Genomic DNA, 10,412 nt, shown 5'->3' on the forward strand with positions numbered 1-10,412 from the left:
CAGACCTCTCTTGATTTTGTTACATTGTACCCTTTTTTTAAACGTTTGGCAATCTTAAAAGGGCCTCTGACATTCAAATTTTGAAAGAAATATGATATACTTATTAAGTGAAAAATTCTGGAAAGAGTGAGATTATTAAGGTGCAAGAACCAGTAAAATTATTTCAATACAATACTTTAGGAGCGCTGATGGCGGGACTCTATGGAGGAAGTCTAACCGTTGGTGAATTGCTCCAACATGGTGATTTAGGTTTAGGGACGCTGGATTCTATCGATGGAGAATTGATTGTCTTAGATGGGAAAGCGTATCAGGCTAAGGGATCAGGTGAAAACCCAGAGATTGTTGAAGTTTCACCAGATGCGCTTATTCCCTATGCAGCAGTTGTCCCCCATCAGGCAGAAGTTATATTTCGCCAGCGTTTTGAAATGACCGATCAGGAGTTAGAAAAGAGAATTGAGTCTTACTATGATGGTGAAAACCTCTTTCGTTCTATCAAGATTCATGGTGATTTCAAGAACATGCATGTGCGCATGATTCCTAAGTCAACCTCTGAAACTAAGTTTGCAGAAGTAGCAACGCATCAGCCAGAGTATAGTCGCGAAAATGTTTCAGGAACCATCGTCGGCTTTTGGACCCCAGAGATTTTCCATGGTGTCAGCGTCGCAGGCTATCATTTACACTTCATCTCAGATGACCTCACCTTTGGTGGTCACGTTATGGACTTTGTCATCAGGGAAGGGATTGTTGAACTAGGAGCTGTTGACCAGTTGGATCAACGTTTTCCTGTTCAGGATCGTCAATATCTATTTGCTAAGTTTAACGTTGACGAGATGAAAAAAGATATCGAACAGGCAGAATAAAAGGAGTCAAATATGAAAATTCATATAATAATAACGATGCTGGCCTTGTTTGCCGTCCTCATTGCAGCAGTTTGGTACGCAAGAAAGAAATACAAGATTAATTTTGCAGTTTTGGGACTTGGGGCAGTTGCCTTTTTTGCCTCATCACAGGTTTTAGAAAAAATCGTTCATTTGCTGGTTCTTAGACCTCAGAGAGATGGAACTATTACTCTCATGACAGAGAATCCCCTTCTCTATGTGATTTATGGAATCTCTATGGCTGCCTTATTCGAAGAAACAGCCCGACTAATCTTTTTCAAATGGTTGAACAAAAAAAGAGAGATGGAAGATTCAGATGCCCTCGCCTATGGTCTTGGTCATGGTGGGCTAGAAATGATTTATATCGGAATTGCTGGTTTACTCAATCTCTTTATCCTATTTTCAGCAGTTGAATCGCAAAATCCAGCTATCATGCAACTCTTACCTGAGAGTACACTTGCAACCATTCATAATCTAGCAGCTTGGCAGATTTATCTTTTGGGAGTCGAAAGAATTCTTGCCTTGATTCTTCAAGTTGGATTGACCTTCTGGGTTTTCCAAGCTGTTCGCCAAAAAAAATGGATTTATCTAGTAGCAGCTTACGGTCTGCATGCTTTATTTGATCTGGCACCGAGCCTTTCTCAAGTTGGCTGGATCTCAAATCCTCTGGTGGTAGAGGGAATCTTAGCAGTAGAAGTTTTGGCTTTCGTTTTCCTAACAAAATCAATCTTTTACAAGAAGCAGTAATATCAAGGAGGCCTAGCCTCTTTTTGTATTGTCTCTGGTAAAAGGTGACATAATCATCGAAAAAAATCGCTAAAAATGGTATAATGGAATGAATTTCATAAAAGGATTAGAAAAATGACTGTATCAGATAAATTAAAAGAAACCCTAGAAGGAATCGATATTCGTTTCGACGAACCATTAAAATCCTATACTTATACAAAGGTTGGAGGAAAGGCAGATTATTTAGTATTTCCTCGTAATCGCTACGAGATGGCTCGTGTGGTCAAGTTTGCCAATCAGGAAAACATTCCTTGGATGGTTCTTGGAAATGCAAGTAACATTATCGTCCGTGAGGGTGGAGTCCGTGGTTTTGTAATCATGTGTGACAAGCTCAATAATGTTTCGGTTGATGGTTACACTATTGAGGCTGAAGCTGGAGCTAACTTGATTGAGACTACTCGCATTGCCCTTCGTCATAGTTTGACTGGTTTTGAATTTGCTTGTGGTATTCCAGGAAGCGTCGGTGGTGCTGTCTTTATGAATGCTGGTGCTTATGGTGGTGAGATTGCTCATGTTCTCCAGTCTTGTCAAATCTTGACTAAGGAGGGTGAAATCGAAACCTTGTCTGCTAAAGACTTGAACTTTGGTTACCGTCATTCAGCTATTCAAGCATCAGGGGCAGTAGTCCTTTCTGCTAAGTTCGCCCTAGCTCCAGGTAATCACCAAGTCATCAAACAGGAGATGGACCGCTTGACTCATCTTCGTGAACTCAAGCAACCTTTAGAGTATCCTTCATGTGGATCAGTTTTTAAACGTCCAGTGGATCATTTTGCAGGTCAATTGATTGCAGAAGCAGGCTTGAAAGGTTATCGTATCGGTGGGGTTGAAGTTTCTGAAAAGCATGCAGGCTTTATGGTCAATATTGCTGATGGAACTGCTAAGGACTATGAGGAATTGATCGAGTCTGTCATTGAGAAGGTTAAAGAGCACTCAGGTGTTACTCTTGAGCGAGAAGTTCGTATCTTGGGTGAACATGAGTAAATAGTAGAAATAGCTTAGCTGCTACTAACTAGAATGTAGAGGGGGTGAAAGCCTATCGGTAGCGAAGATGCATGCAGGAGGCCTAACTCCTTGCAAGAGGTAGTGGCGGCCTGACAGAGCCCTGATCTGTTAATCTATGAAAAAGAAGGAATTTATGCCAATTGAAAAAACCAATTATCGAATTCAGAAACGTTTCTAAAGTTTTTGAAGATAGCAACACCAAGGTTCTCAAAGATATTAATTTTGAGTTGGAAGAAGGGAAGTTCTATACACTTCTCGGTGCCTCAGGATCTGGGAAATCAACCATCCTCAATATCATTGCAGGTTTGCTGGATGCAACAACTGGTGATATCATGCTAGACGGTGTCCGTATCAATGACATCCCGACCAATAAACGTGATGTTCATACGGTCTTCCAGTCTTATGCCTTGTTCCCACATATGAATGTGTTTGAAAATGTTGCTTTTCCATTGCGATTGCGTAAGGTCGATAAAAAAGAAATCGAAAAACGCGTATTAGAAGTTCTCAAGATGGTTCAGCTAGAAGGATTTGAAAAACGTTCGATCCGTAAACTATCTGGAGGACAACGTCAGCGTGTAGCTATTGCGCGTGCTATCATTAATCAGCCTCGTGTGGTGCTCTTGGATGAGCCTTTGTCAGCACTTGACTTGAAGTTGCGGACAGACATGCAGTACGAACTACGTGAACTGCAACAACGCTTGGGCATCACCTTTGTCTTTGTTACCCATGATCAGGAAGAAGCCCTGGCCATGAGTGACTGGATCTTCGTTATGAATGACGGTGAAATTGTTCAGTCAGGAACACCAGTTGATATCTATGACGAGCCCATCAACCACTTTGTTGCAACCTTCATCGGTGAATCAAATATCTTGCCTGGAACTATGATTGAGGACTACTTGGTCGAGTTCAATGGCAAACGATTTGAAGCGGTCGATGGTGGGATGAAGCCAAATGAACCAGTCGAAGTCGTGATTCGTCCTGAGGATTTACAAATCACCCTTCCAGAAGAAGGCAAGCTCCAAGTTAAGGTCGATACTCAGCTCTTCCGTGGGGTTCACTATGAGATTATTGCTTATGATGAACTTGGGAACGAATGGATGATTCACTCAACTCGTAAGGCCATCGTTGGTGAGGAAATCGGACTCGACTTTGAACCAGAAGATATCCACATCATGCGTCTTAATGAAACAGAAGAAGAGTTCGATGCTCGTATCGAAGAATACGTAGAAATCGAAGAGCAAGAAGCAGGTTTGATCAACGCTATCGAGGAGGAAAGAGATGAAGAAAACAACCTCTAAACTCTTTGTAGTGCCCTACATGCTTTGGATTGCCCTCTTTGTTTTGGCACCCTTGGTCTTGATTTTTGGTCAATCCTTTTTCAACATCGAAGGCCAGTTCAGTTTAGAAAACTATAAATCCTATTTTGCGTCACAAAACTTGACCTATCTTAAAATGAGTCTCAACTCTGTCCTCTATGCAGGGCTTGTGACTCTAGTGACACTCTTGATTAGCTATCCAACAGCCCTCTTTTTGACTCGTCTTAAACACCGTCAACTCTGGCTCATGCTAATCATCTTGCCAACCTGGATCAACCTTCTCCTTAAGGCCTATGCCTTTATCGGGATTTTTGGTCAAAATGGCTCTATCAACCAATTCCTAGAATTTATCGGACTCGGTTCACAGCAGTTGCTATTTACAGATTTCTCATTTATCTTTGTCGCAAGCTATATCGAGCTTCCATTTATGATTTTGCCAATCTTCAATGTTTTGGATGATATGGATAACAATCTCATCAATGCCAGTTATGACTTGGGGGCAACCAAGTGGGAAACCTTCCGTCATGTCATCTTCCCTCTTTCAATGAATGGGGTTCGAAGTGGCGTTCAATCTGTCTTTATCCCAAGTTTGAGTCTCTTCATGTTGACCCGTTTGATTGGGGGTAATCGAGTGATTACTTTGGGGACAGCCATTGAGCAGAACTTCCTGACAAATGACAACTACGGTATGGGTTCAACTATCGGTGTTGTTCTTATCCTGACTATGTTTATCACTATGTGGGTGACTAAGGAAAGGAGAGAACGATGAAAAAATTATCAAATCTTTACCTAGCCTTTGTCTTTATCGTCCTTTATTTGCCAATCTTTTACCTAATCGGATATGCCTTCAATGCCGGGGATGACATGAATAGCTTTACAGGCTTTAGTTTGTCTCACTTTGAAACCATGTTTGGAGATGGAAGACTCATGCTCATCTTGGTTCAGACCTTTTTACTAGCCTTCCTATCAGCCTTGATTGCGACTGTTATTGGGACTTTCGGTGCTATCTACATCTACCAATCACGAAAAAAATACCAAGAAGCCTTTCTATCTCTCAATAATATTTTGATGGTTGCACCAGATGTTATGATTGGTGCCAGCTTCTTGATCCTCTTTACCCAACTCAAGTTTTCGCTTGGTTTTCTGACAGTTTTGTCCAGTCACGTGGCCTTCTCGATTCCAATCGTAGTGCTTATGGTTTTGCCACGATTGAAAGAGATGAATGGAGATATGATTCATGCAGCCTATGACCTTGGGGCTAGTCAGTTCCAAATGTTTAAGGAAATTATGCTTCCTTATTTAACGCCGTCTATCATCGCAGGTTACTTTATGGCTTTCACCTATTCCTTAGATGACTTTGCTGTGACCTTCTTTGTAACGGGAAATGGTTTTTCAACCCTCTCAGTCGAGATATACTCTCGGGCTCGTAAGGGGATTTCTTTAGAAATCAATGCTCTTTCAGCCTTGGTCTTCCTCTTTAGTATTATCCTGGTTGTTGGATATTACTTCATTTCACGTGATAAGGAGGATCAAGCATGAAACGACTCTATTCATTTTTAGCAGGAATTTTAGCGATTATCCTAGTCTTGTGGGGAATTTCCTACCATTTGGACAGTAAAATCAATAGTCGTGATAGTCAAAAATTGGTCATCTATAACTGGGGAGATTATATCGATCCAGACTTGATTGAACAATTTACAGAGGAAACAGGGATTCAAGTCCAATACGAAACCTTTGACTCTAACGAAGCCATGTACACGAAAATCAAGCAGGGTGGGACAACCTATGATATTGCCATCCCAAGTGAGTACATGATTAACAAGATGAAGGACGAAGATCTCTTGGTTCCGCTAGATTATAGCAAGATTGAGGGCATTGAGAATATCGGTTCTGAATTTCTCAACCAGTCCTTTGACCCAAACAATGAGTACTCTATTCCATACTTCTGGGGAACTTTGGGAATTGTCTACAATGAAACCATGGTAGAAGAAGCACCTGAACATTGGGATGACCTCTGGAAGCCAGAGTATAAAAACTCCATCATGCTCTTTGATGGAGCGCGTGAGGTACTTGGGCTAGGTCTTAACTCATTAGGCTATAGCCTTAACTCTAAAGATCCACAGCAGTTGGAGGAAACAGTAGATAAGCTCTATAAGCTAACGCCTAACATCAAGGCCATCGTTGCCGATGAGATGAAGGGTTATATGATTCAGAATAATGCTGCCATCGGTGTGACCTTCTCAGGAGAAGCCAGCCAGATGTTGGAGAAAAATGAAAATCTTCGCTATGTCGTACCGACAGAGGCAAGTAATCTCTGGTTTGACAATATGGTTATTCCTAAGACTGTCAAGAACCAGGATGCTGCCTATGCCTTTATTAACTTTATGTTGAAACCTGACAATGCTCTTAAGAACGCAGAGTATGTCGGTTATTCAACACCAAATAATGCTGCTAAGGAAATGCTCCCTGAGGAGACAAAAGAGGATAAGTCTTTCTATCCAGACGCAGACACTATGAAACACCTAGAGGTCTATGAGAAATTTGACCATAAATGGACAGGAATCTACAGCGACCTCTTCCTACAATTTAAGATGTATCGAAAGTAGGAGTATTTGAAAGAAAACGAATCAGTAACAACTGGTTCGTTTTTTGAATAGTTGTATAGCTGTGTATTTTTACTATCCTATTTGCTTATTTTATAGCCTAGTAGTATTCTAAGTTTATAATAATAGAAAGCGGTAAAAATAATGAAAATATCTACTTTTTTCAAAAAATTTTTTTGGCCAGCTTTTTGACTGTTCAGCAAACATATATACTATTTTATCTAAAGGATGGTTTGGATCGACAATACCTAACAACTGATTCCATACATTTGGTGATAGGGTTCTTTATATTTGTAAATATTTCCGAAGCTATCTTTAACAATTCAAAACTTTGGAATAAAAGTTGGGATAAAAAGAAAAATGGCAGTAAGAAAAAATATATCCTGAAAAAGTAATCAGAGATATAGGGAGTTGGTTATTTAAATGAGGATTATTTCCAGTTGACGCAGACTTAAAAAAACGATATAATAAGAAAGTTGAGAATTGATTTTCTCTACATCTTAGTTCAGAGAATTGGCGGTGCTGCGAGCCATCTAAGATAGAAAATCATGCTACTCAATCCAACAATTGCATAAGAACGAAAGAATGACAAGTTCATTGAATGAAGGTGGTACCGCGGTTTTTCGCCCTTCGTGATATGGATTTGTCTTTTATTTTTGGAGGTGTTTATGAGAACATTTCTTGTTAAACAAAAATTTCGCCTAGGTGGTGAACGCTTTGATATCAAGGATGAGTTGGGCAATGTCGCTTATCAGGTTGAAGGTTCATTTTTTAAGATTCCTAAAACCTTTACCATCTATGATGTTGCTGGTGAACAGGTCAGTGAGATTAGTAAGGAAGTCTTAACTTTTCTACCTCGTTTTGAAATTCAACTGAGTAACGGCGATCATTTTTATATTCGGAAGAAGTTGACTTTCTGGAAGGATAAGTATGAGTTTGACAATCTCGGCCTTCGCATCGAAGGAAATGTCTGGGATTTGAATTTTAAATTGCTAGACGACCGTGACCAAGTGATTGCTGAGATTACCAAGGAACTTTTTCATTTAACCTCAACTTATACTGTAACCGTCTATGAAGACTCTTATGCAGACCTAGTCATTTCCCTCTGTGTCGCTATCGACTATGTAGAGATGCTAGAAAGCCAATCAGATTAAAAAAGGAGACATTTATGAAACAATTATCTAGTGCACAAGTTCGCCAAATGTGGCTTGATTTCTGGGCTACAAAAGGCCACTCAGTAGAACCATCCGTTAGCTTGGTTCCAGTAAACGACCCAACACTTTTGTGGATCAACTCAGGGGTTGCCACTCTTAAAAAATACTTTGATGGAACCATTATTCCTGAAAATCCACGTATTACCAATGCTCAAAAAGCCATCCGTACCAACGATATCGAAAACGTAGGGAAGACTGCTCGTCACCATACTATGTTTGAAATGTTGGGGAACTTCTCAATCGGGGATTACTTCCGTGACGAAGCTATTACATGGGCATATGAGCTTTTGACAAGTCCTGAGTGGTTTGACTTCCCAGCTGAAAAACTATACATGACTTACTATCCAGCTGATACAGATTCTTACAACCGCTGGATTGAAGTGGGAGTGGACCCAAGTCACTTGATTCCAATCGAGGATAACTTCTGGGAAATCGGTGCTGGACCTTCTGGACCTGATACAGAAATCTTCTTCGACCGTGGAGAAGCTTTTGACCCAGAAAACATCGGTATTCGCCTTCTTGCAGAAGATATCGAAAACGATCGTTACATCGAAATCTGGAACATTGTCTTGTCACAATTTAACGCAGACCCAGCAGTCCCACGTAGCGAATACAAAGAATTGCCTCACAAGAACATTGATACGGGCGCTGGTTTGGAGCGTTTGGTAGCAGTGATCCAAGGTGCTAAGACCAACTTTGAAACAGACCTCTTCATGCCAATCATCCGTGAAGTTGAGAAATTATCTGGTAAGGTTTACGACCAAGATGGCGACAACATGAGCTTCAAGGTTATTGCAGACCACATCCGTTCTCTTTCATTCGCTATCGGTGATGGTGCGCTTCCTGGAAATGAAGGTCGTGGTTATGTCCTTCGTCGTCTCCTCCGTCGTGCCTCTATGCATGGTCAAAAATTGGGTATCAATGAGCCTTTCCTTTACAAACTCGTTCCAACTGTTGGAAAAATCATGGAAAGCTACTACCCAGAAGTGCTTGAAAAACGTGACTTTATCGAAAAAATCGTTAAGAGCGAAGAAGAGTCATTTGCTCGTACTCTTCACTCAGGTCAACACTTTGCTCAAGGCATCGTAGCAGACTTGAAAGAAAAAGGACAATCTGTCATTGCTGGTCAAGATGTCTTTAAACTCTATGATACATACGGATTCCCAGTAGAATTGACAGAAGAAATTGCTGAAGAAGCAGGGATGACTGTAGACCGTGAAGGTTTCGAAGCAGCCATGAAGGAACAACAAGAACGTGCGCGTGCATCTGCTGTCAAAGGTGGATCTATGGGTATGCAAAATGAAACCCTTCAAAACATCACTGTAGAAAGTGTCTTCAACTACAATGCTAGTCAATTGTCTTCTAAGTTGGTTGCTATCGTAGCGGACAATGCTGAAGTAGAAGCTGTAGCTGAAGGAACTGCGTCACTTATCTTTGCAGAGACACCATTCTACGCTGAAATGGGTGGACAAGTTGCGGACCATGGTCAAATCTTGGATGCTGCAGGAAATGTCGTAGCGACTGTAACAGACGTTCAAAAAGCACCAAACGGACAAGCATTGCACACCGTTGAAGTTCTTGCTCCTCTTGCTCTGAACCAAGAATACACTTTGGCCATCGATAGCAATCGTCGTCATCGTGTCATGAAGAACCACACAGCCACTCACTTGCTCCATGCGGCTCTTCATAATATCCTTGGCCACCATGCAACTCAAGCAGGTTCACTTAATGAAGTAGAATTCCTTCGTTTTGACTTCACTCACTTCCAAGCTGTCACTCCTGAAGAATTGCGTGCTATTGAGCAACAAGTCAATGAGAAGATTTGGGAAGCCATCGCAGTAGAAACTGTTGAGACAGATATTGACACGGCTAAAGAAATGGGAGCTATGGCCCTCTTTGGTGAGAAATACGGTAAGGAAGTTCGCGTAGTCACTATCGGGGACTACTCAGTAGAGCTTTGTGGTGGTACCCACGTTGGCAATACTTCTGAAATTGGTCTCTTCAAGATTGTCAAAGAAGAAGGGATCGGATCAGGAACTCGTCGTATCTTGGCAGTGACTGGTAAAGAAGCCTTCGAAGCTTATCGTGATCAAGAAGATGCACTGAAAGCAGTCGCAGCAACCTTGAAAGCTCCTCAACTCAAGGAAGTACCTCATAAAGTTGAAGGACTTCAAGAGCAACTCCGTCAATTGCAAAAAGAAAATGCAGAATTGAAGGAAAAAGCAGCAGCGGCGGCAGCAGGTGATGTCTTCAAGAATGTTCAAGAAGCAAACGGACACCGTTACATTGCCAGCCAAGTATCTGTATCAGACGCAGGTGCCCTTCGTACCTTTGCGGATAACTGGAAACAAAAAGATTACTCTGATGTTCTTGTTCTTGTCGCAGCTATCGGTGATAAGGTCAATGTCCTTGTAGCTAGCAAGACAAAAGAGGTGCATGCAGGTAATGTGATTAAAGAATTAGCTCCAATCGTCGATGGACGTGGTGGTGGTAAACCAGACATGGCCATGGCAGGAGGAAGCAATCAAGCGAAAATCCAAGAATTGTTGGATGCCGTAGCAGGTAAATTATAATCACTTAGAGGCTGGGACAAAAGTCCTAGCCTCTCATTTG

The 10,412-nt window shown here is 41.4% G+C and carries 9 protein-coding genes and 1 pseudogene; all 10 read left to right on the forward strand.

Annotated features, from left to right (window positions below):
• The first annotated feature begins 140 nt into the window (after positions 1-140).
• The 10 genes and pseudogenes from budA (at position 141) to alaS (ending at position 10,372) form a co-directional block, all read left to right on the forward strand.
• Positions 141-860 carry an acetolactate decarboxylase gene (gene budA, locus HMPREF2987_RS03755; protein ID WP_075229502.1) on the forward strand — a complete coding sequence of 240 codons (720 nt, stop codon included), beginning with the start codon at positions 141-143 and terminating at the stop codon, positions 858-860.
• Between the two features lie 12 nt (positions 861-872).
• The gene (locus HMPREF2987_RS03760; RefSeq protein WP_075229400.1) at positions 873-1,625 is read left to right on the forward strand and encodes a YhfC family intramembrane metalloprotease; all 753 of its coding nucleotides are present in this window, start codon (positions 873-875) and stop codon (positions 1,623-1,625) included.
• Positions 1,626-1,739: 114 nt separating this feature from the next.
• Positions 1,740-2,645, forward strand: a complete 906-nt coding sequence (murB, locus tag HMPREF2987_RS03765) for a UDP-N-acetylmuramate dehydrogenase (RefSeq protein WP_075229401.1) — start codon at positions 1,740-1,742, stop codon at positions 2,643-2,645.
• A gap of 161 nt (positions 2,646-2,806) precedes the next feature.
• Positions 2,807-3,964, forward strand: a complete 1,158-nt coding sequence (locus HMPREF2987_RS03770; RefSeq protein WP_075229402.1) for an ABC transporter ATP-binding protein — start codon at positions 2,807-2,809, stop codon at positions 3,962-3,964.
• A complete protein-coding gene (locus HMPREF2987_RS03775; RefSeq protein ID WP_075229403.1) occupies positions 3,945-4,751 on the forward strand; it encodes an ABC transporter permease in 807 nt (268 codons plus the stop codon). The genes HMPREF2987_RS03770 and HMPREF2987_RS03775 overlap by 20 nt, the downstream gene beginning before the upstream one ends.
• Complete coding sequence (locus HMPREF2987_RS03780) at positions 4,748-5,521, forward strand: ABC transporter permease (protein ID WP_075229404.1); 774 nt, start codon at positions 4,748-4,750, stop codon at positions 5,519-5,521. Before HMPREF2987_RS03775 ends, HMPREF2987_RS03780 begins: the two co-directional genes overlap by 4 nt.
• Positions 5,518-6,588: an ABC transporter substrate-binding protein gene (locus HMPREF2987_RS03785; RefSeq protein WP_075229405.1), complete on the forward strand. Its 1,071-nt coding sequence runs from the start codon at positions 5,518-5,520 to the stop codon at positions 6,586-6,588. Before HMPREF2987_RS03780 ends, HMPREF2987_RS03785 begins: the two co-directional genes overlap by 4 nt.
• 141 nt (positions 6,589-6,729) lie before the next feature.
• A pseudogene (locus tag HMPREF2987_RS11230) lies at positions 6,730-6,980 on the forward strand (hypothetical protein).
• Positions 6,981-7,253: 273 nt separating this feature from the next.
• Positions 7,254-7,739 carry an LURP-one-related/scramblase family protein gene (locus HMPREF2987_RS03790; RefSeq protein ID WP_075229406.1) on the forward strand — a complete coding sequence of 162 codons (486 nt, stop codon included), beginning with the start codon at positions 7,254-7,256 and terminating at the stop codon, positions 7,737-7,739.
• Between the two features lie 14 nt (positions 7,740-7,753).
• Positions 7,754-10,372 carry an alanine--tRNA ligase gene (gene alaS, locus HMPREF2987_RS03795; RefSeq protein ID WP_075229407.1) on the forward strand — a complete coding sequence of 873 codons (2,619 nt, stop codon included), beginning with the start codon at positions 7,754-7,756 and terminating at the stop codon, positions 10,370-10,372.
• Positions 10,373-10,412: the final 40 nt, after the last annotated feature.

The sequence above is a fragment of the Streptococcus sp. HMSC067H01 genome (genome assembly GCF_001814775.1).
Classification (GTDB): Bacteria; Bacillota; Bacilli; order Lactobacillales; family Streptococcaceae; genus Streptococcus.